The following is a 23,322-nucleotide window of genomic DNA, read 5'->3' on the forward strand; positions in this document are numbered from 1 at the left end:
TACGATGGAAACAGTTGTATTAGGCGTAAGCATGTTTATCGCTATTGTTGTGATCTTAGTCCTGATTATCATCGCGGCTAAATCAAAACTAGTACCTAGCGGTAACGTAACGATTGGTGTTAATGGTGATCCTGAAAAAGCGATTATCACACAGCCAGGTTCAAAACTTTTAGGCGCATTAGCCGATGCAGGTATCTTCGTATCATCTGCATGTGGTGGCGGTGGCTCATGTGGTCAGTGTCGCGTAGACGTTCATTCAGGTGGTGGTGACATTCTACCAACTGAGCTTGACCATATTACTAAAGGTGAAGCGCGTGAAGGTTGTCGTTTAGCGTGTCAGGTTGCTGTTAAAGGTGACATGGAAATTGAACTTGAAGAGTCAATTTTCGGTGTTAAAAAGTGGGAATGTACAGTTATCTCAAATGATAACAAAGCGACATTCATCAAAGAGCTTAAGCTTGCAATTCCTGATGGCGAATCTGTACCTTTCCGTGCAGGTGGTTACATCCAGATTGAAGCACCAGCTCACCACGTTAAATATGCAGACTTCGATATTCCTGAAGAGTATCGTGGTGACTGGGAGCACTTTGGCTTCTTTGGTCTTGAGTCAAAAGTTGATGAAGAGACTATCCGTGCATATTCAATGGCTAACTACCCAGAAGAAGAAGGCATTATCATGCTTAACGTGCGTATCGCTACGCCGCCACCGCGTGATTTAAGCTTACCTTGCGGTAAGATGTCATCTTACATCTGGTCACTTAAAGAAGGTGACAAGGTGACAATTTCTGGTCCGTTTGGTGAGTTCTTTGCGAAAGACACAGACGCAGAAATGGTATTCGTTGGTGGTGGTGCAGGTATGGCGCCAATGCGTTCGCACATTTTCGACCAGCTTAAGCGTCTTAACTCTGACCGTAAGATGAGCTTCTGGTACGGTGCGCGTTCTAAGCGTGAAATGTTCTACGTTGAAGATTTCGATGGCCTACAGGCTGAGAATGATAACTTCGTATGGCACTGTGCATTATCAGATCCACAACCAGAAGATAACTGGGAAGGTTACACAGGCTTTATCCATAATGTTCTTTATGAAAACTATTTACGTGATCATGAAGCACCGGAAGACTGTGAATACTACATGTGTGGTCCGCCGATGATGAACGCGGCAGTAATTAACATGCTGAAAGACTTGGGTGTTGAAGATGAAAACATCCTACTTGATGACTTCGGTGGTTAATTCACAGGTAAAAAGATAAATTTTTACGATACAATTCAGGCTCCTAAATCGACTATAATGATTTAGGAGCCTTTTTTATTACAAGATAATAAGTTTATGAAACGAATATACTATTTTGCTTTTTTTCTGATTCTACTGACTTTAGTTGGCTGTGAACAAGCGGCTAAAGAGACCAAGATGCAAGAGGTGTTGTTGCAAGGCAAGACTATGGGAACCACCTTTACAATTAAGGTATTTGTGCCAGAGCAAAGAGTGCAGGAACTGAGTTTATTCAGTGATGTAACAAGCCTATTGAAAGACGTAAACCAATCAATGTCTACGTATATTCCTGACTCTGAAATCAACCAATTTAACCGTTTAGCTGCGAATCAAAACTTTCCCATTTCTGAAGATTTCCGCCGCGTTACCGCTGAGTCAATTCGTTTAGGTTTAAGTACAAAGACGCTTGATGTGACTATGGGTCCTTTAATCGATTTATGGGGTTTTGGGCCTGATAACCGTCCTGAAAGCATTCCAAGTGATGAGGAGATTGCTGAAATAAAGCAACATATGGGTGTTGATAAGCTTAAGCTATCAGAGCATGGCCTGACGAAAACAGTTGAAGGGTTAGAGATAAGTTATTCGGCAACAGCGAAAGGCTTTGGTATTGACAAAGTAGCAGAGTATTTAGATTCATTGTCGCTAACCAATTATATGGTTGAAATTGGCGGTGAAATTCGTACTTCTGGCCACAAGCCAAATAACGTGCCTTGGGTGCTAGCGATTGAACAACCAGATAGTGAACCTGGTACACGTGAATTTCATAAGTTAATTCGTGTAAATGACATCGCTATGGCGACTTCAGGTGACTATCGTATATTTTATGATGTGGATGGCGTACATTACTCCCACCTTATACACCCTGAAACGGGCAAGCCGGTGCGCCAAGATTTAGTGTCAGTAACAGTACTACATGCCTCGGCGATGACAGCGGACGGTTTAGCAACTGCATTAACTATAATGGGTACTGAGCAAGCGAAACAATATGCAGAGCAACATAATCTGGCAGTATACTTAATTAGTAAAACACCAGAAGGTTTAGAAACCTACGCCAGCAACGCGTTTCAGCCGTACCTTTAAGTTATTTATTTGCTTTACGGAACAACTAGGTGTTTTGAGTTGCTCTATTTGCATATTTGCGAGTGAGATGGTTTTGAATTTTGGCTTGCTTTGGGTCAAGTATTAGCCAATTCAATATTACATTTTTTGTCTTGAGCGCGTATAATTGCGACACTTTTTTAAGGGGCCAACTATGTCTATATTTTTTCTTACTTTTGGATTACTCGTTATTATTGCACTAGCAATGGCTGTGGGCGTAATTGTACAAAAGAAATCAATGGCGAGTAGCTGTGGTGGCTTAGGTGCGATGGGCATAGATAAAGTATGTGACTGCGACGACCCATGTGAAGCACGTAAACAGCGTTTGGCAAAAGAACGTCGCTGGAATAAAGATCGCATCATTTAATCATTATAAAAAAGGCCATCAATTGATGGCCTTTTGCTTATCTATATCTGTTAGCAATTCTGCTGCCTGTAACAGGTCGTAGGTATTGGCCTGGGTCACTAAAACCGAAGATTTTACTCATCTTAGTTGAAACCTTTTTATTGCCCTTCATTGCAGGCTCAAAACGCCACTCTTTAAGTGCGCGTGCAATGGAGCGCTTGAAACGGCTATTTACATTATCCTTGTACTCTATATCTCTAACATGACCTTGCTCATCAATAGTAAATGTTACGGCAACATCCACATGATTTTGTCGTGATGATGGCATTCTTGGGTGTTCAGGAATAACTGAATGAATGAGCTTAGCACTAGTAAATTTTGGCTCTAATTCCACTTTTGTTTTTTCGGGCTGTTTTTTTAGTACTGGCGCAGTAGTTAACTTTTCCGCGTGTTCGGTTTTTGCTACCGATGGTGTTTTAACAGGTTGGTTTGATTTAGCCGCTAATTGATTGCTTTTGCGCTTGCTAATTTGCTGAGTTTTTACTTTCGTTGATTTAGCAGCCTTATCTGCTTGAACTTTTGCAACCACCGCTGACTTCGCTTTTTGCTCCGCCTGTTTACTTGCTATTTTTTGCTGTTTAGCAGTCTCTTTTCCCTTTTTTTCAGTAACGCTTGTTTTGCTTGAGTTACGCATTTTTGCGCGCGATATTGGCTTTGTAATTAGTTTAGGCTTTGGCTTTAAGTCGCTCACAGTTTTTACAATCTGAGCATGAGCTTTCTCAGTTGATTTAGCTGTAGCAGTAGTGTTAATCGGCGATTTTTCTTGAGCGTTTTCTTTTACTTTAGCAACTGCTGTTTCAAGCGGGTTACTGGTTTGTTGTTCTTTGTTGGTTTTCTGATTTTTATTGTTTTGCTGAGCAATAGGTTGCTGAGGCTTTTTATTTTCTGCAACCTTTGCGTCCAGCACCATAACGTGTTGCTGGTTAGCAGGTAGAACTGGCGCCGGCTCGGTCTGTGTCATTGCAATAACTTTAGAGGCGGTAAATATGCTTGGAATAACGAATGCCGCAGCGAGTGCGGCGAGCCATTGGTTCCCATAGCGTGGCGCACAGCTGTGCTGACCTACGGCGCGATGGATACGTGATGACAAGTCACCACCTGTTGCTGCCATTGCAAGCTCAGGAATGTTGTGCCTAAGCACTTCTGCTTCGGCTAATGCTCTGGCATATACTAACTGGTTGCCACAGTGGTGGATTGCTAAATCATCACAGCAATATTCACGTTCTTGTCGAATTTGTTTAGAAATCCACTTAACTGCTGGGTGGAAGAATAATACTAACTCAACAAATGTTTGTATTAGGTTGACTAAATAATCATAACGTTTGATATGTGCAAGCTCGTGTGCCATTAGCATTTCTAGTTGAGCGATTGATAACCCGCTTGCCAAATTTGCAGGCAGCAACACCACGGGCTTTATCCAGCCAATTGCCATAGGCACGTGTGCTGTTAATGATATAACCAAGCGGGCGCGTTTAGTTACAAAAAGACGCTCTTTAAGTTGGTTGAAAATTAACTCTAGCTTGTCTGATGGCTGCACAATATTGGTTGTTGTAAGCTTATGTACTTGCAGCATTTGTAAAGTAAGGCGCATGCTTAACACAATAATGCCAGTCATCCATAGCACGGCAACTAGCGGCGTATAATCAGCTAACTGAATCTGATGCGCAGTGTTAGATATACCTGAAGGCGCCATTGATGACGCAATAACGTCATTTATTGCAAGTGTGCTTACATTAATTACTTCGTCAGGTTGCGACAGAATATAAAACGTAATGGTTGGCGCAATAACACAAAGCAGTAAACAGAATAATGAGAAAATATAACGGAATTGGCTGTGCTTATTGCTGGTAAGTTTATTTACACAAAAAAGTAGGCCTGCAATAACTAAGCCTTGCCATAAAAAATGTAATAGAGTGAGAGAAATAAAATAGAGAGTATTACTTTCTAATAATGAGGGCAGTATATCCATAACGTGTGCTTACTTATTATTATTTTCGAGAGAATCTAACAGAGTACGAATTTCATTAATTTCTTTAGCACTGGTTTTTTCATCGCCAAGTGCGCGCATCACCAGATCAAAACGTGATCCACCAAAAGCTTTGTTAACAATGTCTGACAGTAAAGATGATTGGGTGTGTTCCACAGAATATGCCGCGCTGTAGACATGCGCACGAGTTGATTCATCACGTGTAACAAGACCTTTTTCGTGCATGATTTGTAGCATTTTAAGCACAGTGGTGTAGCCGATTTTTTGGCTTTCACTGATATGTTCATGCAAAGTGCGAACAGTGGCGGGCTGAATACGCCACAGCACATTAAGAATGTTGAGTTCTGCACTTGTTGGTACGCGTTTATTCTTATTCATAATTACGTCGCTTTTCGTAGATTGTTATTTACTCTACGAGATAGAGTTTATTTGTCAACCAATTAATCCTTGCATGTTTTGCTTGTAACGTCGGGATAAATTGAGATTGGCTCCGTCTTTTAAGGTAACAATATAGTCGCCGTTATCGGTAGGACGAATTTCGCGTATTGCTTGTTTTTTGATGATCGCAGAGCGATGAATGCGAATAAAGCCAAATGGCGATAGCTGCTGTTCCATTGAAGATAATGTTTGGCGATGTAAAATCGTTCGCTCATCTTGGCTGAGGTGCAATTCAACGTAGTTTCCAGCGCCGCCAACCCAAGATATTTCATCTGGTGTTAAAAACTTTATTCTACCAGCGTCTTTTAAAACGATTTGCTGGTCATCTAATTGGTTAGACGAAAATCGTTGCACCAGTGAGCTCATCAACTCAAATTGCTGTTTCTCAGGCGCGAGCATTTTGGCTAGTTTATCTAATGTTTTGCCTAAACGAGAATTGACCATAGGCTCTAAAATAAAATCAAATAAATCACATTCAAATGCCTTAGCTGCATCAACGCGATTACTAGATAATAATATGATTTCAGTTGAGTCTGCCAATGATTGAAGAGTAGGCCAATCATGTTCTTGAATAAGCTCATTTTGTACAAAAAGTACTTTGGCACTGGTTTTTTTACAGGCTGTTATTAATTTGGCAAAGCAAGATTCAACAGTTGTTAGCTCAAAAAGTGAGTTATCGATTTGTTGTGACAGAATGTCTGAGAATGCTGGGTCGTTGTGACCGACGACTAGATTGTATCTATCCATTTTATCCACCTAATTACGATGCCTTTCGTAATTAATATTACGAAACTTGTCGTAATAGTCAACGAATAAATGTAATTGGATGTAAATAGATTGATTTAAAAGGGTTTTAAAAAAAGGGCGAAACATTTCGCCCTTACACATATTAATTCTTTAACTGCTCAAGAGCGTGCTCGCCCCAGCCTGTTAGTTGATTATTTTTAAACACAAGCGGCGTACATTCGTCTTTTGTTGTTTTACCGTCAGAGTGAATAGAGTTTGTTGCATAGTAAAGAACACGATATTCCGTGTCGTTTTGTTTTACTAGCTCAGAAAAGTTTGGCGTGCCAAGTTTATTGATTACGTGTTGATACTCTTTTCCAATTTCCATATTGGCAATCGCTTTGCGGTTTTTTTCATGGGTTCTTTCCCAGCTAGATGAATAGTCTGATTTGCCTTCGCCGCCTACTGCGACAACACAGCCTGTTAAAAGTGGCAATGTGAGAGCTGAAGCTAAAACTAAGTATTTCATAGAAGATCCTTGAATGATATTTCAAATATTATAATTTTCTAGTTATTAGCAGAAATAATGCCAAAAAATTAAATCTCTATTTATCAATTAGTTATTGATTTTACTGTTTCTGGTTTTGGTGATATTTACGAAATGTTAGCGACTTTGGCTAATTGCCATCGCTGCGTACTCGTTCCCATGTAAGGTGCTTTAATCGTCGCTTACTGTGCCCAAATAAATGTTTACAAAACTTCAATGTGCTACTTGTGCTGTTATCTGCATTCATTTTCTTATCAATAAAATGAATGCAGATAAAGACATCTTAAAACTTAATATGCTGCAAAATAAAAACTTGCTGAATCAAATAAGTTTGATACATAATAAACTGTATATATAAACAGTGTTTTGTGATTTTGAAAAAATTTATACATATTGATATGGATTGTTTTTATGCAGCAGTCGAAATGCGAGACAATCCAGAGTTGAGAGATAAGCCAATCGCAATTGGCGGTAAACACCGTCGTGGTGTGTTGGCAACGGCAAACTATATTGCGCGTCAATATGGAGTGCGCTCAGCCATGTCTAACTATAAAGCGTTGCAACTGTGTCCAGAATTACTGATTGTTCCCGGAAGAATGGCTGTATACAAAGAAGTGTCTAATCAAATTAGAGAGATTTTCGCCAAATACACAGATCTGATTGAACCGCTTTCTTTAGATGAAGCCTATTTAGATGTAACCGATTGCACACAGCACTCAGGCAGTGCAACACTTATCGCTAATGCGATTCGCGATGAGATTTTTGAAACAACAGGATTAACGGCATCGGCGGGAATCGCACCCATTAAATTTGTGGCGAAAATTGCCAGTGATGAAAACAAACCAAATGGTTATTGTTTGATCCCTCCTCATCGGGTGCAAGGGTTTTTGAAAGCGCTTAACCTTAAAAAAATTCCCGGTGTAGGCAAAGTAACCTTAGAGAAATTGAATGCATCAGGTTTGTTTGTTGGTGAAGATGTATTAAACCTTGGTTTAAATCAAATGCAGGTGAAGTTTGGTACCTGGGGTGCAGAGTTATTTAAAAAGTGTAATGGTGAGGTGATTGGCAAGATAAATACATCACGTATTAGAAAGTCACTTTCAGTTGAGCATACCTACGAATATGATAAGACATCGCTAGAACAATGCTTACAAGAGCTGCCAAAATTAAAAGATGAGCTTGATACAAGGCTACAAAGTAAAGGGTTGTTAAACAAAGTATCTAAGCTTTCGGTAAAAGTTAAGTTTAACGATTTTGTTACAACAACCGCGGATTACAGCTGCACGCATTTAGATGATGATATTTTTACTCGTTTAATTGAAAAAGCCTACTTACGAGGCGGAAATAAAGGCGTGAGATTACTCGGTTTAGGTGTTGGCTTGTCTGAAAATAGCTACGAACAAGAGCAGCTTGCAATGTTTGAATCTTGATTTTTACAAATTTGCCCTCATATTTAAGCCATCTTTTCTAAACTTACGCGACACATTGCGCGTTTTTATTCGTTCAGTAAGGTTCAAAAATGACTTCACCAAAGGCCCTGCAAGCGGCATCAATTTCAGATTTACCTCAATATGTTGATAGTTTAATTATTATCTCGCCAGACTTGACATTACTCCCTAATGATTTTCGCGATAGCGTAATGGTTACCGCGCAATTCGATAAGCGCATAGGCCAAAAAGCACTATTGTTGGTGAATGACAATGCACCTGGAAAACGTTTAGTGATTGCACCAACAGGCCCTTTAGAGCGTGACTATGACGATGTGCGTCGTTATTTCGATGCGGCAAAACAAGGTGTACTAGAAGCAAAACAAGCGGGTGCAACAAATCCTGCAATTTTAGTACTAGGCCAATTAGATAAGCGTTATCAGCAAGCGACAACAGTAGCGTATTTAGGTGCTTGCCAAGCATTATGGCAACCGCTAGAAGCACGTGAATTCCACGGTGCGGCAATTGAACCAATTCAATCTATTACTGTTATTGGCGAATTTGATAGCCATTATGCAAATGCTATTGCACAAGGTCAGTACGCTGCGCGCGACCTTTGCGGTACTGAGCCTGAGCGTATGGCACCTCCTAAATTTGCAGAATACTGTGAAAGCTTATTCGCTAACAGCGCAGTATCGGTAGAGGTGATTTCCGATACTCAATTTATTGATAAAAATTACCCGATGCTTAGCACTGTAGCGCGCGCATCATACGCGGTAGAGCGTCATCACCCGCGTGTTGTTAAGCTTGAATATGTGCCTGAAGGCGATATTGAACGTACGCTATTATTTGTTGGTAAAGGCCTTGTTTACGATACAGGTGGTGCAGACTTAAAAGTAGGTGGTGCAATGGCGGGCATGAGCCGTGATAAAGGTGGCGCTGCATCAGTTGCTGGCTTTATGAAGAGTATTGCAGAGCATCAACCTAAAGGGGTTAAAGTAGTAGCCTACTTAGCAGTTGTTCGTAATTCAATTGGCTCTGACTGTTTTGTACCAGATGAAATTATCACAAGCCGTGAAGGCGTGCGCGTACGTATTGGTAATACTGATGCGGAAGGGCGCTTGGCAATGGGCGATCTCTTAAGTGAAATTAAAGATGTCGCTAAGGGTGAAGTTAACCCTGTTGTATTTACCGTTGCAACATTAACAGGACACGCTGCACGAGCAATGGGCCCTTATACTGCGCTTGTTGAAAATGGTGCATCAAGAGCGCTTAACTTATCGCACAATATCGCAATGCAAGGTGACTTATGGGCTGATGGTTCTGAAGTATCGCGCGAACGCCGCGAAGACTATAGCTTTATCGCACCTAAAACGTTAGCAGACGATGTATTGTCGAGTAACAATGCGCCATCAGCAATTACCGCCCGTGGTCACCAGTTCCCAATGGCATTTTTGGCTGTGGCATCAGGCCTTGATAAGCACGGCGCAAACTCAGAGCTGCCAATTCCGTACATTCATGTTGACATTGCTGGTAGTGGTGTTGAGGGCGGCGACTGGCAACACGGCAAACCAACTGCAGCATCACTTGCAAGTATTTACGCGACATTTTGTAAATAATCTTAGATGTAAAGTTACTGCTTGTCAGAGCCTGAGGTTAACCTATCTCAACTCGTGGTAAGACGGTAGCAATTGCACTTAGCGATAAAAAGGCCGAACACCTGTTCGGCCTTTTTCGTTGTATCAATAAACTCTAGGGTCTGTTGATCTTTGCTGTTCTATTTTTGTTCTGTTTGGGCGTGCTTTTATCGCGGCGCTCGATGTATGGCCTAGTAATCTAAGCGAATATCGAGCAAAGCTTCCGCGTCCTGCTCACGCCCCTTACCTACATCCGTGTAGGCAACAATGAGAAAAGAGCGCTCAAAAGAACCGTTCGGCAGCGCTTGATTGGCTTTTCTACTGTGTTATCGGCAGGCTCACATAGAATAACTATGCCACGCAGCCTCTGCCTTGTATAAAACCCAATCAAACTGCTGCAAAAACGAACTTGAAAGGTCAACAGACCCTAGTATTACTCCAATTTAAAACGATTCACTACGGCATTCATTTGTTCACTGCTGGCTATCAGCTCATTGCTTGCGCTATTTAATTGATGGGTGTTATTTAGTGACTCATCTGCCATGCCCGCTAATTCGTTGATGCGCATATTAGCTTCGCTAGCTGCTTGGCTTTGCTCTTCTGTTGCACGGGCAATTTGGCTATTCATTTCAGAAATCACATTCATTAACTCATCGATTTGATTGAGCACCTCATCGGCTTGACTGGCCTGAGTGACAGTGTCGCGAGAGGTTGACTGCGACGCACTTACTGCAGACACCGCTTCTTGTGCGCCTTGTTGTAACTTTTGGATCATTTGTTGAATTTCTTCCGTGCTTTGCCCTGTACGACTAGCAAGTGTTCTTACTTCATCTGCAACTACTGCAAAACCACGCCCTTGTTCACCTGCGCGTGCGGCTTCAATTGCTGCATTTAATGCAAGTAAGTTGGTTTGTTCTGCAATGCCTCTAATTACATCCAGTACAGCGCCAATGTTGTCACTTTCTGCGGCGAGTGACGCAACGACGTCACTTACATGGTCAATATTATTCGATAGCGATTCTATTTGACTGATCGTTTTAGTGACGACTTCTTTACCTGTTTGCGTGTTTTCTCTAGCTTGATTTGCTGCTTGCTCTGCAGCATTTGCGTTATCACTTACTTCTCTTATTTGCGCGGTCATTTGCTCCATTGCAGTTGCCACTTGTGTAGTATTATCAGACTGCATTTGGATATATCCTTGGCTGTTATCACTGGTCTTTGATACTGTGTTTGCTTGCACCAGAACTTGCTCTGAGGCACTTGCGACTTGTTTTAATGAGTCGCGTATTTTGTCAGAATATTGATTAAAGTAGCCAGAAAGTCGCGCAATTTCGTCATTACCATCGGTGGTGAGTTTTCGCGTCAAGTCGCCTTCTCCTTGCGCAACATCTTTCATAAGTTTCGTTGCTTCAATAGTTGGAGAGATAATACTTTTACCAATTAAATACGCCGCTGCGCCGACAACAAAAATAATCAATAATGTTTTAATTAATAACGCAGTTGCCTGTTGCACAAATAATTTGTTGAGATTATCTAGATAAATGCCAGAACCGATAACCCAACCCCATGGCTTAAAGCCTTTTACATACGAAATTTTATCAACCGGTTCATCTGCACCTGGCATTGGCCACTGATAAGGCACAAAGCCCTCACCTTGTTGTCTGACGATATTGGCCATATCGACAAATAATCGCACGCCATTGGGATCTTTCACGTTACTGAGTGATTTGCCATTAAGCTCAGGTTTAATCGGGTGCATGATCATGTTTGGTGTTGTGTCGTTGATCCAATAGTAATTATTGCCCTCGTATCGTAATTTACTAATGGTTGCTTTGGCTGTGTCTTTTGCTTGCTGCTCGCTTAGCTCACCGCTAATTTGTCTTGTGTGGTATGCGGTGATTACGCTATGGGCGGCTTCAACGACGCTTTTGGTTTTTTGGTAGGATTCGTTTTTAAGTAGATTGTATTGGGAATTTAATGTAGCGGCACTTAGCAAGGCAAGGCCGAGTACGATTAGGCCCACCAATATGGCCAATCTTTGTTGGATGCTTATGCGGCGAAGTGTTGTCATAATGCCACCTTCAGATTAAGTTTATTGTTTTAATATTAGACTATAAATTTCGAAATATAATTTGACCTAAGACATTATTTTTATAAAAGAAATAGAAAAAGCGGGCAAGCCCGCTTTTCGTTTATAAGACTAATTGTGTAGCCGTTACTGTTTGAAGTGACGGTTAAAAAAGTCGGTGATCGTTTGATGCAGGTGAGTTTGTACTTTCTTACCTCGCAAGCTGTGCTTTGAGCCAGGGTAAGTCATCATTTCAAACTGCTGTGCATTGTCTTGTAGCTGCTTAAATAACTTAGTTGCGTGAGTAAATAGTACGTTGTCGTCGGCCATGCCGTGATAGATCATCAGCGGGCCAGAGAGTCCTTCGGCATACGGGAAAACTGCACTTTGTTCATAACCTTTAGCATTGGTTTGTGGGTGACCTAAATAACGCTCTGTGTAGTGAGTATCGTAAAGTGCCCAGTCGGTTACTGGTGCACCTGATACGCCAGCTTTAAAGTAGTCGCCCGCTTTAAACATTGTCATTAACGCCATATAACCACCGTAACTGTGGCCATAAATACCAATCCTCTCAGGGTCAACAAAATCTAAAGTACGTAAGAACTCGACACCTTTGATCTGATCTTGTACTTCAATTTCACCTAAGTGTTTGTAGATTGGATCTTCAAACTTTTTACCCCGGTTGTATGAACCACGGTTATCCAATTGGAACACAATGTAACCTTGCTGCACCATGTATTGGAAGTAGAGGTTTTTACTGCGCCAACTATTAGTAACACGCTGCGCATGTGGACCACCATAAACGTTAACCATTACAGGGTATTTTTTACCAGCCTCAAGCGCTTTTGGCTTAAACAAACGATAATGCATTTGTTGGCCGTCATCAGCTTTTAATGTGCCGTACTCTGGTTCAACTAGGTCGTTTAAATACGGTGTAAGAGGGTGGTTGTTATCAAGGCGATTCGGTTCTAACCAAGTAATAAAATTACCTAGGTTGTCACGTAGCGATACTTGTGCCGGTTGGTTTACACTTGAGCTACGGTCAATAAAGGTTTTGTTATCTTTTGCCATAACTACCGAGTGGAATTTACCTGTGTCGGTTAAACGGCGAGGTTTTGATTTTTCAAATAGCTTTGCCGAGTAAAGGTGGCTTTCAAGTGGGGTGTCAGCACGGCCTGAAAAGTAAATAAGGCCATTTTTTTCGTCAATGCTCTTAATGCTTTCAACAATCCAATCACCTTGCGTGATTTGGCGCACTAAGGTGCCATCCACTTTATAAAGATATAGATGTTTAAAACCATCGCGCTCAGATGCCCAAACAAAATGCTTTTTATCGTTTAAAAAACGTAAATCGAAATGCAAGTTAATCCAAGTATTGCTGGTTTCAGTGAGTGCAACGTTTTGTTTTTTGGTTTCACTGTTATAAAAACGTAACTCTAAACGTTGTTGAGAGCGGTTTTGCCATTGGTATGAGAGTGTCTTGTCGTCATTTAACCATTTAGCGCGTGCAAGATAGATATCTTTATCTTCGCCCATATCAACCCAGTCAATCTGCTGCGAGTTAAGGCTAACTACACCTAGTTGAATATCGACGTTATTAGTACCTGTAAATGGGTAACGTTGGTTAAATAGTTTTACTTCATCAGCGTAAATTTCGTTACGAATAGCTTCAGAAACAGGTGACTCATCAATACGGGTGAATGCGATTTTCGCTTCATCGCCGCTCCACCAATAACCTGTCATTCGGCTCATTTCTTCTTGTGCAACAAACTCGGCCATACCGTTTTTAATGGTATCTGCACCGTCGGTTGTTAGCTGAACTTCTTTACCCGTTGTTAGGTTTTGTACATATAAATTCTGTGCACGAATATAAGATACAAAATTACCTTTTGGTGAAATTTTTGCATCGGTTTCGAACTCTGGTGTATCGGTAAGTTTGCGTGATTGCTGTTTAGCTAAATCGTAATAATAAATATCACCATTTAGTGGAAATAAAAGCGCTTTGCCGTCTTTAGACCAAATGTACTCCATAATGCCTTTACCGAATACGCGCATACGTTCACGACGTGCTTTTTCTTCATCTGATAAAGTTTCTGGACCTGAAAAAATACTGTTTGAATCAACTAATAGTCGATTGGTTTTATCTTTTAGGTTGTATTCCCATAAGTCGTAACGGTTGTAGTCTTCTTTTTTGCCTTGCAGATAGGTTACACGGCTACCATCAGGTGAAAATTTTAACTTTACCGGTGCTTTTCCTGCCAAACTTGGATCAGAAAAAATACGCTCAAGAGACAGTGGCTGAGCCAGTGCACTTGTGCTGATTAAGCTTGCACTTGCCAAAGCAATCAATCTTTTATTCATTATTTACTCTTAGTTGCTGTTATGTGTGATAACCAGATGGTATGAAGATATAGAATTAATGGCAACAAATTGCTATAAACGACGTAAACAAATTATAAGGTAATGTGATGTTTGAATTAGCAAAAGAGCTAAAACGCGATTGTATAGAGATTGCCGATTGGTCACTTTGTAAAGTGCTGTTGATGAATGATAGCCAATACCCTTGGTTTATTTTGGTACCTAAAGTAGAGGGTGCGCGGGATATTATTGATTTAACAGAGCAGCAGCAGAATCAATTACAACTTGAGTCACGTCAATTACAGCACTTAATTCGTGAGGTGTTCTCGCCTTATAAATTAAATGTGGCAGCGCTTGGTAATGTAGTGGAGCAATTACATATTCATCACATTGCGCGTTACCAAAACGATATTGCATGGCCACAACCTGTATGGGGAGCTTTCCCAGTGAAACCATATAGTAGCGAACAATTACTACAATTAATTGAGCAATTTAACTTAACTGAATAAATTGTTTAGCGCAGCAAAATTTATAGGCTAAGCTTAGTTTAAAGCGCTTTGAAATATAACATAAAACTACTTGAATATGCTGGTAAAGACCTGTTGGTTAATCGGTGCAACGAGTTCGCTCGAGCAAATAGAAAACTATAAAAAGGACGATCTTTATATGTCGACAGAAAACGCATTACTTACCATTTTGGTTGAAAAAATTAATAATGATACCTTGGTATTACCAACCCTTCCGGAAGTTGCAGTAAAGGTAAGAGAAGCTGCTGACAATCCAGAGGTGAATTTAATGGACATGGGAGATGTTATTGCTCATGATCCGGCACTTTCTGCGCGTATGATTAAAGTAGCCAATAGTGCATTTTTAGGACGTGCCGTTAAAGTATCAACACTTAATCAAGCCGTAACACGAATTGGTTTAAGGCAAATTAAAAACATTGCTACAGCAATGGCAATGGAACAACTGTTTGTTTCAAAAAACAAAGTGGTAAAAGAGTATTTATCTAAAAGTTGGCAAAAAACAGTTGATGTCGCGTCGTCGGCAATTACGCTGTTAAGCCTGCATTTAAAGGATAACAAGCACAGCTCGCTTAACATCGACACCATTACCTTGGCATCATTAGTTTATAATATTGGAATTTTACCAATTTTAACTGAAGCAGAGCGCCACCAAGAAGTATTTGCTAATCCGCAGTTTTTAGCGCAAGCGATTCAAAAACTCGGTGGTCGTATCGGTGGTCATATTATGCGTGCGTGGGATTTTACTGACGAATTTGTGGAAGTGGCAGAACTTTGGGCAAACCCAGAATATAAGCCTGAAAACTCATGCTATGTTGATTTTATTCGCATGGCGGCGATTAGTGAAGGCCTGCTGAATGTTGCAGACAAAGAAAAGTCGTTGCAAGCCTATGTAAATAAAGGTGTGCTCAGTGATGTAAGTGTTTTAGAGAGTGATGAATACTCAGAACTACTCAATGATGTAAAATCAATGTTTGCCTAACGACTAACAACATCACATAGCATTTTATGTGGTGTTGCTATTCCGCCGTAGTTTGATTTGCGAGTTGCATCGGCTTATCACCGATTAGCTCTGACACAGGCACCAGTTCAATACCTTGCTCTTTTAATGCAGTAATCGCATTGGGTAAGAACTTAATTGTTTCAGGGTATGGGTGAGCAATTGCGATACCGCTTCCTGACTTTTTAGCGATATGAATTAGCTGTTTTAAGCGAAACATCATCTGTTTTTCATTCGGAATATTATCTAAAAATACCTGACGCGATGCATTAGCAACGCCAAACAGCTTAGCCATATTCTGTGCTTGACTGTCTTTGGTGGTTTTACTATCAATAAAAAACAGTGAGCGATCACGAAGGATCTCCATGGTCCACGCCATAGGCACTACCTTTTGTGTTAAAAACGAGCCCATATGATTATTAATTCCGATCACATCGGGGTAATCATTCAATGCTTCAACCAATTGGGTTTGCAGTGCTTGTTTGTCCATATCTGACGTTAGTGCGCCAGGTCCTAGTGCTTTGCCACTAATTGCTTCCATTGGCACATGCAGAATTACATCACGCGATAATTGTGATGCTCTGGCTGAAAAAGGTTTAGCGTAAGGGGTATAAGGCAAAATTGCGTATGACAATTCACCTGAGATATTTAATGCCGTTAAGTCGTTAGCGTGGTTACCAATATCATCAATTAAAATCGCCACACGAGCGGCAAAACAATTGCTGCTGAAAAGGGTTACTGCTAGTAGAAACAAACAAGTAATTGAACGCACAGGTATTCTTATTATTCTTTTTAATTATTATACCAATTCACCTAAGTGGCTAAATATCTTAGTGGATACCTTTGAAACTTAGCCGCTTAACAAACGGTTATCTATTCAAGGCTCATCCTGAGCCTTTCTCGAAACTCTACTAATAATGACCTATTTTTCTAGTAATTGCCACGCTTTTTCAAGTTGTAGATCATGGACTTTGGCATTAATGAATGTCTCTGTTTGTGGCTGTGTAAAATCGCCATTATGGGCAAAGTTATGCTGTAAAACAGGGTAGTCAGGTAGTATGCCAGACCCTTCGATTGAGCGACCGCTAGGGGTGTAATATTTAGCTGTCGTAAGTTTTAAAGCAGTTTGTCCATCACCCAGTGGAATAAGTGATTGCACAGAGCCTTTGCCATATGAACGTGTGCCAACTAATTGTGCTCGTTGATTGTCTTGCAGCGCACCGGCAAGAATTTCAGCAGCAGATGCAGACCCTTCGTTAATTAACACTATAATCGGCGCGCCGCCTAGTACGTCACCCTCTTGTGCATAATATTCTTGATTGGCTTCAGCAAAGCGCCCTTTAGTGCTTACTATGACGCCGCTTTCTAAAAATAAATCAGAGACTTCAATTGCACTATCAAGAATGCCACCAGGGTTGTCTCGTAAATCGATAATTAATCCGTTAATTTCACCGGCGACAATTTGCGAAAGATGGGCAAGTTCTTTGGCAACATCATACAAAGTATGATTGTTGAAATTGATAATGCGTAAGTAGGCGATACCTTGGCTGTTAATATTACCTTTTACGCTTTTGAGGTCGATTTTTTTACGTTCCACCTCGAAAAGTAATGGTTGTTCATGGCCATTTCGTGCAATGGTGAGTTTAACGTGTGGTTTTTGCTGCTGGTTAATTAATTTAGAGACTTGCTTGATTGGTTGGTTGATAACTGAAATATCGTTTACTTTCAGTAGAATATCACCTTTTGTTAAGCCCGCTGTTTGAGCTGGTGAGTTTTCAATCGCAGCTACAATTACAATGTGCTTCTCACGCTGCTCTACCTCTATACCTAATCCGGTGTAGCGGCCATTGGCAACATTAAACAAGGCTTCAAGTTCAGTTTGGTCAAGAAACTCAGAATGGGGATCGAGTTGTTTGAAAATGGACTCGATAGCATGTTGGTTAAGTTTGTTTGCGTCGATATCATCAACGTAAAAATGCTCGATGTTGGCGAGCACTTCAGCCATCGAAATATGAGATGTAGTCTTCGCGTCAGCTGATACAGCCGACACCCAAAATAAACATGCTAAAGCACAGATTTTTAAACTATTAAGAAAAAAAGTCATTGGCTCACTCCTCAAATGAGGTGTAGCCAATTATGAATCCTAAATTCGTCTACACCATTTAATAGGGTTTACCGCTCTTCCCTTATGCCGTATTTCAAAGTATAGACTAGGATTTGATTGTCCACCGCTTTGTCCGATTAAAGCAATTTGTTCTCCGGCCCTTACTTTATCGCCAACTTCTTTCAAAAGCGCTTGGCTATGGCCGTACAGGCTCATAAACCCTTTACCGTGATCAATTACAATTACCCAGCCAAATCCTTTTAACCAATCGGCAAATAATACTTGTCCGTCGGCAATTGTTTTTACCGGAGCGCCTTCTTTACCGTTCATTAAAACGCCTTTCCAGCGCAGGCTACCGTGTTTTTTCTGGCCGAACCTGTGGGCTAATTTTCCGTGTGACGGCCAATCGAGTTTGCCTTTTTGTTTTTGTAGGCCAACTAGCTTAACTTCGCTTTCTATGAGTTCTTTATTAAGTTGTTCAAGGGTTTGTTTCAATACTTGTTCGTTTTGTTTTAAATACACAAGTTGAGATTGGGTTTTTTGTAAGGTGCTTTTAAGCGATTGGTAATTCGCTTTTTGCTCTTTTTTGGCAACCACTAGTTTTTCTTGCTGCTGCTGTTGCGTATTTAGCAGTTCTTCAAGCTGGGTTTGATTTTGTGCCAGTAATTGTCGGCTATTTTCTAATTCAATTAGTGTTGTTTTTAATTTTTCGAGTTCTTTTATGCGCGCGTTATTTAAATATTGATAGTAATTTAATGTGCGCTCAACATTCTGCACCTGATCCTGGCTTAAGAGTAATTTGCCATAATCATGGTTGCCGGTCATAAAAGCACTACGCAGTTGCGCGGCAAGCGCTGACTGCTGATTTTTCTTGTCGATTTCGAGCGACTTTATTTTATCTTTAAGCGTTGCCTGTTCCGTTAGATTTAACTCAACATCAAACTTTAGTTGTTTTAGTTTTTTAGAGCTTTCGGCAATGGCGAGATCGGCTTTTTTAAGGTCTTTTTCAGTTTTATCTAGCAGTGCTTGCTGCTCTTTAAAGGTTTTATTAGTGTTCTTAAGTTGCTCTTGAACTTGGTTAAGATCATCTTTAGTACGCTCGGTATTAGCTTGCGAAGCACAAGCTAATACCGATAAAACAACGAATAAATAACAGCGACGCATGGCTTAGCTTAACTTCATAATTGTTTCGCCAGTCATTTCGCTTGGCTGCTCCATGCCCATCAAGTGAAGCATTGTAGGTGCTACATCGCTTAACTTTTTACCCTGTAACGGTGTTGCATTGCGGCCAACATAAATAAATGGCACTGGCTCACTGGTGTGTGCCGTGTGTGCTTGACCCGTTGTGGGGTTAACCATTTGCTCGGCGTTACCGTGGTCGGCTGTAATAAGTGCTTCTGCCCCTGTTTTTTCTAACGCTTCGACAACACGGCCGATGCAGCTATCAACGGCTTCGCACGCTTTTACCGCGGCATCAAATACCCCAGAGTGGCCAACCATATCGCCGTTCGGGTAGTTACAAATAATTGCATCGTATTTACCGGATTCAATGGCTTCAACTAATTTGTCGGTTAGCATTGCTGAATTCATTTCTGGTTGAAGGTCGTACGTTGCTACTTGCGGAGATGGAATAAGTACGCGCTCTTCGCCTTCAAACTCGGCTTCACGGCCGCCACTAAAGAAGAAAGTTACGTGCGCATATTTCTCAGTTTCAGAAATACGAAGTTGGGTTTTGTTGTGTTTTTCTAACCATTCACCAAACACGTTTGCTAGTTTCTCTGGTGGGAAAGCCACGGTCGTTTTGATGTCTGCAGCGTACTCAGTCAACATCACAAAATCAGCAAGTTGTGGTGATTTTTGTTTAGTAAACCCAGCGAAATCAGCATCCACAAATGCACGTGTCATTTGACGCGCGCGGTCAGCACGGAAGTTCATAAATAATACAGCGTCGCCATCATTAATGGTAGCAGGGCTATCGTTATCAAGAATTGCGGATGCTGAAATAAATTCATCATTTTCGTCGCGTGAATAGGCTGCATTTAGCGCCTCTAACGGGCAAGTATAAGTATGTTCTGCAGTGCCTAATGTCATTAGGTTATATGCGCTTTCTACACGTTCCCAGCGGTTATCGCGGTCCATTGCAAAGTAACGGCCAACTAGGCTTGCAATGCGGCCTACACCGAGCTCTTCGCACTTTTGTAAAACATCTTTAATTGGTTGCTCTGCGCTTCTTGGTGCGGTATCACGACCATCTAAAAAGCCGTGTACATAGATTTTTTTCGCGCCACGTTTTGCGGCTACTTCAATGGCAGCGATAATATGTTCATGGTGGGAATGTACGCCGCCTGGACTTAAAAGACCCATTAAGTGAACGGCTTTATCGTTGGCAATCGCTTTATCTATTGCGTTTACAATTGCTGGGTTTTCAGCAAATTCACCGTCATCAATCGCTTTGGTAATACGTGTGAAATCTTGGTATACGATGCGGCCAGCGCCTAAATTAACGTGACCTACTTCAGAGTTGCCCATTTGGCCATGAGGTAAGCCAACATCTAAACCTGAGCCTGAAATAAGGGTACTTGGGTATTCTTGCCACAAACGGTCCATAACCGGTGTGTTAGCCGCTAAAATAGCATTGCTTTCTGTTTTTTCACTGTATCCCCAACCATCTAAGATAATCAGTACCAAAGGTTTTTTCTGTAACGACATTCTCATTCCTCATCCAAATAGAATTGCGCGTATCAGCACGGCGCACAAAATAGCGCGACATTTATACCATTTTTTAACCACAGATTCAGCAGTTAAGGTATTCACATTTAAAATTTTCAACTGAAACTCTAGCAGAGCTAGAATTTATTCATATCATCCGTGTATACTTGGCCACTTTTAATGTAAAGAAAAATTGAGAAAGTGATGGCACAATTTGTCGAATTTGTAACTAACAACCTGATTTTATGTTTAATTTGGGTTGGCTTATTAGGCGCCATTGTACTTGGGTGGTTTAAATCTCGCTTTTCAGCGGTAAAACAGGTTAATCCTCAACAATTGACACATTTAGTCAACCGTGAGAACGGTTTAGTTGTTGATATTCGTGCCTTAAAAGACTTTAATCAAGGTCATATTGCAGGCAGCGTTCACTTAGCTGCTGAAAAAGCCAAGCAAGGTGAATTTGTAGGCCTTGAAAAGTCAAAGAACGACCCAATTATCTTGGTATGTGTTTCAGGCATGACTGCGCAGTCTATTGCAAATGGGCTGGTTAAAGCAGGCTATGAACAGGTTAATGTACTATCGGGTGGTATTACTTCGTGGCAAAACGCTAACTTACCGCTGACTACAGGAAAATAATCATGGCAAATATTGTTATTTATACGAAACCAACATGCCCTTTTTGTGTGCGAGCAAAAATGCTGTTAGCGCAAAAAGGTGTTGAGTACACGGAAATTGATATTGCCGCTCAGCCTGAACTTCGCGATGAAATGATTGCTAAAGCAAACGGTGGATACACGGTGCCGCAAATTTTTATTAACGACCAACACATTGGTGGTTGTGATGATATGTTTGCACTAGAACAGTCTGGTCGTTTAGACGGTTTGCTTGTTTAAAACAAAATTTAGGAAAATAAAATGACAGAAGAGAATCAAAACTTAGGCGCAGAACAACAAGCAGAAGGTCCTCAGTTTGCAGTTCAACGTATTTACGTGAAAGACGTTTCTTTCGAAACACCAAACTCACCAGCTATTTTCCAAAAGGAATGGACACCAGAAGTTAAACTTGACTTAGATACACGTTCTAACAAGTTAGAAGACGGCGTATTTGAAGTAGTACTTTCAGTAACAGTTCATGCGACACTTGGTGAAGAAACAGCATTTTTATGTGAAGTTCAACAAGCTGGTATTTTTGCAATTGGTGTTGCAAACGAAGGCCAACTTGCGCATATGCTAGGTGCTTTCTGCCCGAACGTATTATTCCCATACGCGCGTGAAACTGTGTCAAACATGGTTAACCGTGGTACTTTCCCACAGTTAAACCTAGCGCCAGTTAACTTTGATGCGCTATTTGCACAATACGTGCAACAGCAAGCCGCTCAAGCTGCTGACGCATAATTAATTATGACTACTTCAGCAGATAATGCTGTTGCAGTACTAGGGGCGGGCTCTTACGGGACCGCCCTTGCTATTTGTTTTGCACGAAATGGTCACAATGTCGTCCTGTGGGGCCGCAATAAAGATCATATTGAGGCATTAGCAACAGCACGTGAAAACCAGCAATACTTGCCTGGTGCACAGTTTCCTGAATCACTATCATTAAATGATGATTTAGCTGCGACAGTGGCATCGTCTGATGTAGTGCTGGTGGTTGTGCCAAGTCATGCATTTTCCGAAACGCTTAAAGCAATTAAACCGCACTTAACAGCGGGAGCAAGAGTGCTATGGGCAACCAAAGGTCTAGAGCCAAATACCGGGCGCTTGTTACAGCAACTTGCTGCCGAAGTGTTAGGTGATGATGTGAGCCTTGGTGTGTTATCGGGGCCTACATTTGCGAAAGAAATGGCTATTGGTTTACCGACCGCTATTTCACTGTCATCAACGGATACCAAATTAGTTGATGATGTATCTGAGATGCTTCACTGTGGCCGTTCATTCCGTGTTTATTCGAACGATGACTTGGTTGGTGTGCAGCTTGGTGGTGCGATTAAAAATGTGATCGCAATCGGAGCAGGTATTTCTGACGGTTTTGGTTTTGGTGCGAATGCACGTACTGCGTTAATCACCCGTGGATTGGCTGAAATGTCGCGCTTAGGCGTTGCTCTTGGTGCTAAACCTGAGACCTTTATGGGCATGGCCGGTTTAGGTGACTTAATCTTAACCTGTACCGACAATCAATCGCGTAACCGCCGTTTTGGTTTAGCGCTTGGTAAAGGTCAGTTAGTTGAGCAAGCACAACAAGAAATTGGCCAAGTGGTTGAAGGTTATCGCAATACCAAAGAAGTGTTTTTACTTGCTGAGCGCAGTGGTATTGAAATGCCAATTTGTGAGCAAATTTACAATGTGCTTTATAAAGGGCAAGACGTAAAGCTTGCTGCAATGAATTTACTTGGCAGGCAGAAAAAAGCGGAAGCTTAGTTCTAATTTCAAAAATAGCTATATCTGTTTAAAAAGGCTTTACCACATAAATGTGGTAAAGCCTTTATTTTTATTAGCCTTGTATATCTTTTGATAAAGTAGCTCTATTCAATTGGTTTACACAGCGCCTTCAAAATCAAACTGACGCCACGCTTCGTAAATAAATACGGCAACGGCATTGGATAAATTCATGCTTCGGCTATCTGGCATCATTGGGATACGCAGCCTTTGCTCTGTTGGCAGTGACTCAATCACTTCACTCGGTAAGCCGCGAGTCTCAGGGCCAAACATTAAATAGTCGCCACGCTCAAATTTAGCTTTATGGTAATGGCCTGAGCCTTTTGTAGTACAGGCAAAAACGCGCTTTGGTTGTACTTTAGCAAAAAAGGCATCTAAATTTGCGTGACGTTCAACGTGGCTAAACTCATGGTAATCTAGTCCAGCTCTACGCACTCTTTTGTCGTCCCATTCAAAGCCTAATGGCTCAATAAGGTGAAGATTAAAACCAGAATTAGCACACAGGCGAATAATATTTCCGGTGTTGGGTGGGATTTCTGGTTGATAGAGTACAATGTCTAACATGGGAAGTCTCAAATTTATAGTTTCTCT

22 protein-coding genes are annotated in these 23,322 nt (G+C 41.2%); 11 read left to right on the forward strand and 11 right to left on the reverse strand.

Going from position 1 to position 23,322, the window contains the following annotated elements; translation table 11 throughout:
* Nucleotides 1–4 precede the first annotated feature (4 nt).
* The 3 genes from nqrF to nqrM all read left to right on the forward strand — a co-directional run bounded on the left by nqrF (nucleotide 5) and on the right by nqrM (nucleotide 2,735).
* The gene (gene nqrF / locus ACHSBP_RS05855; RefSeq protein WP_010561778.1) at nucleotides 5–1,231 is read left to right on the forward strand and encodes an NADH:ubiquinone reductase (Na(+)-transporting) subunit F; all 1,227 of its coding nucleotides are present in this window, start codon (nucleotides 5–7) and stop codon (nucleotides 1,229–1,231) included.
* A gap of 96 nt (nucleotides 1,232–1,327) precedes the next feature.
* Entirely contained in the window at nucleotides 1,328–2,350 is a 1,023-nt protein-coding gene (locus ACHSBP_RS05860) for an FAD:protein FMN transferase (RefSeq protein ID WP_040642282.1), read from the forward strand.
* 172 nt (nucleotides 2,351–2,522) lie between these two features.
* Nucleotides 2,523–2,735, forward strand: coding sequence for a (Na+)-NQR maturation NqrM (nqrM, locus tag ACHSBP_RS05865; protein ID WP_010561776.1), 213 nt, complete (start codon nucleotides 2,523–2,525; stop codon nucleotides 2,733–2,735).
* A 37-nt stretch (nucleotides 2,736–2,772) separates the two neighbouring features.
* On the opposite strand, the gene ACHSBP_RS05870 is transcribed toward nqrM, so the two are convergent.
* The 4 genes from ACHSBP_RS05870 to ACHSBP_RS05885 form a co-directional block, all read right to left on the reverse strand.
* Nucleotides 2,773–4,743, reverse strand: coding sequence for a M56 family metallopeptidase (locus ACHSBP_RS05870; RefSeq protein WP_395388329.1), 1,971 nt, complete (start codon nucleotides 4,741–4,743; stop codon nucleotides 2,773–2,775).
* A gap of 9 nt (nucleotides 4,744–4,752) precedes the next feature.
* Nucleotides 4,753–5,139 (reverse strand): BlaI/MecI/CopY family transcriptional regulator, encoded by a 387-nt coding sequence (locus tag ACHSBP_RS05875; protein WP_010561774.1) that lies wholly within the window; start codon nucleotides 5,137–5,139, stop codon nucleotides 4,753–4,755.
* A gap of 54 nt (nucleotides 5,140–5,193) precedes the next feature.
* Entirely contained in the window at nucleotides 5,194–5,946 is a 753-nt protein-coding gene (locus ACHSBP_RS05880; protein ID WP_010561773.1) for a LytTR family DNA-binding domain-containing protein, read from the reverse strand.
* 142 nt (nucleotides 5,947–6,088) lie between these two features.
* Nucleotides 6,089–6,454: a DUF3192 domain-containing protein gene (locus tag ACHSBP_RS05885; protein ID WP_010561772.1), complete on the reverse strand. Its 366-nt coding sequence runs from the start codon at nucleotides 6,452–6,454 to the stop codon at nucleotides 6,089–6,091.
* A gap of 392 nt (nucleotides 6,455–6,846) precedes the next feature.
* Between ACHSBP_RS05885 and dinB the strand changes: the two genes are divergently transcribed.
* Together dinB and ACHSBP_RS05895 are read left to right on the forward strand one after the other, a co-directional pair.
* The gene (dinB, locus tag ACHSBP_RS05890; RefSeq protein ID WP_040642292.1) at nucleotides 6,847–7,902 is read left to right on the forward strand and encodes a DNA polymerase IV; all 1,056 of its coding nucleotides are present in this window, start codon (nucleotides 6,847–6,849) and stop codon (nucleotides 7,900–7,902) included.
* A gap of 89 nt (nucleotides 7,903–7,991) precedes the next feature.
* Nucleotides 7,992–9,518, forward strand: a complete 1,527-nt coding sequence (locus ACHSBP_RS05895; protein ID WP_395388330.1) for a M17 family metallopeptidase — start codon at nucleotides 7,992–7,994, stop codon at nucleotides 9,516–9,518.
* Nucleotides 9,519–9,969: 451 nt separating this feature from the next.
* Here ACHSBP_RS05895 and ACHSBP_RS05900 read toward each other — a convergent pair whose 3' ends face one another.
* Nucleotides 9,970–11,607: a methyl-accepting chemotaxis protein gene (locus tag ACHSBP_RS05900; RefSeq protein WP_395388331.1), complete on the reverse strand. Its 1,638-nt coding sequence runs from the start codon at nucleotides 11,605–11,607 to the stop codon at nucleotides 9,970–9,972.
* A gap of 144 nt (nucleotides 11,608–11,751) precedes the next feature.
* Nucleotides 11,752–13,965, reverse strand: a complete 2,214-nt coding sequence (locus ACHSBP_RS05905; protein WP_395388332.1) for a DPP IV N-terminal domain-containing protein — start codon at nucleotides 13,963–13,965, stop codon at nucleotides 11,752–11,754.
* A 107-nt stretch (nucleotides 13,966–14,072) separates the two neighbouring features.
* Between ACHSBP_RS05905 and ACHSBP_RS05910 the strand changes: the two genes are divergently transcribed.
* The gene (locus tag ACHSBP_RS05910) at nucleotides 14,073–14,471 is read left to right on the forward strand and encodes an HIT domain-containing protein (RefSeq protein ID WP_395388333.1); all 399 of its coding nucleotides are present in this window, start codon (nucleotides 14,073–14,075) and stop codon (nucleotides 14,469–14,471) included.
* 157 nt (nucleotides 14,472–14,628) lie between these two features.
* Entirely contained in the window at nucleotides 14,629–15,468 is an 840-nt protein-coding gene (locus ACHSBP_RS05915) for an HDOD domain-containing protein (protein ID WP_395388334.1), read from the forward strand.
* Nucleotides 15,469–15,505: 37 nt separating this feature from the next.
* Here ACHSBP_RS05915 and ACHSBP_RS05920 read toward each other — a convergent pair whose 3' ends face one another.
* The 4 genes from ACHSBP_RS05920 to gpmM form a co-directional block, all read right to left on the reverse strand.
* Complete coding sequence (locus ACHSBP_RS05920) at nucleotides 15,506–16,258, reverse strand: divergent polysaccharide deacetylase family protein (protein WP_395388335.1); 753 nt, start codon at nucleotides 16,256–16,258, stop codon at nucleotides 15,506–15,508.
* 150 nt (nucleotides 16,259–16,408) lie between these two features.
* Nucleotides 16,409–17,590: a S41 family peptidase gene (locus ACHSBP_RS05925; RefSeq protein ID WP_395388336.1), complete on the reverse strand. Its 1,182-nt coding sequence runs from the start codon at nucleotides 17,588–17,590 to the stop codon at nucleotides 16,409–16,411.
* A gap of 39 nt (nucleotides 17,591–17,629) precedes the next feature.
* Entirely contained in the window at nucleotides 17,630–18,754 is a 1,125-nt protein-coding gene (locus ACHSBP_RS05930; RefSeq protein WP_395388337.1) for a murein hydrolase activator EnvC family protein, read from the reverse strand.
* A gap of 3 nt (nucleotides 18,755–18,757) precedes the next feature.
* On the reverse strand, nucleotides 18,758–20,299 hold the full coding sequence (gpmM, locus tag ACHSBP_RS05935) for a 2,3-bisphosphoglycerate-independent phosphoglycerate mutase (protein ID WP_395388338.1): 1,542 nt from the start codon (nucleotides 20,297–20,299) through the stop codon (nucleotides 18,758–18,760).
* A gap of 204 nt (nucleotides 20,300–20,503) precedes the next feature.
* On the opposite strand from gpmM, the gene ACHSBP_RS05940 reads away from it, so the two are divergent.
* From ACHSBP_RS05940 to gpsA, 4 genes are read left to right on the forward strand one after another with little or no spacing between them, the layout of a single operon-like run.
* Nucleotides 20,504–20,935 carry a rhodanese-like domain-containing protein gene (locus tag ACHSBP_RS05940; protein WP_395388339.1) on the forward strand — a complete coding sequence of 144 codons (432 nt, stop codon included), beginning with the start codon at nucleotides 20,504–20,506 and terminating at the stop codon, nucleotides 20,933–20,935.
* Nucleotides 20,936–20,937: 2 nt separating this feature from the next.
* Nucleotides 20,938–21,192, forward strand: coding sequence for a glutaredoxin 3 (gene grxC / locus ACHSBP_RS05945; protein WP_054981163.1), 255 nt, complete (start codon nucleotides 20,938–20,940; stop codon nucleotides 21,190–21,192).
* Between the two features lie 21 nt (nucleotides 21,193–21,213).
* A complete protein-coding gene (gene secB / locus ACHSBP_RS05950) occupies nucleotides 21,214–21,693 on the forward strand; it encodes a protein-export chaperone SecB (protein WP_395388340.1) in 480 nt (159 codons plus the stop codon).
* 6 nt (nucleotides 21,694–21,699) lie between these two features.
* Nucleotides 21,700–22,713, forward strand: coding sequence for an NAD(P)H-dependent glycerol-3-phosphate dehydrogenase (gene gpsA, locus ACHSBP_RS05955; RefSeq protein ID WP_395388341.1), 1,014 nt, complete (start codon nucleotides 21,700–21,702; stop codon nucleotides 22,711–22,713).
* Nucleotides 22,714–22,830: 117 nt separating this feature from the next.
* Here the strand turns inward: gpsA and trmL are convergent, their stop codons facing one another.
* Entirely contained in the window at nucleotides 22,831–23,295 is a 465-nt protein-coding gene (trmL, locus tag ACHSBP_RS05960; RefSeq protein WP_395388342.1) for a tRNA (uridine(34)/cytosine(34)/5-carboxymethylaminomethyluridine(34)-2'-O)-methyltransferase TrmL, read from the reverse strand.
* Nucleotides 23,296–23,322: the final 27 nt, after the last annotated feature.

Source organism: Pseudoalteromonas sp. XMcav1-K (assembly GCF_044005875.1).
In the GTDB taxonomy this organism is placed as follows: Bacteria; Pseudomonadota; Gammaproteobacteria; order Enterobacterales; family Alteromonadaceae; genus Pseudoalteromonas; species Pseudoalteromonas spongiae.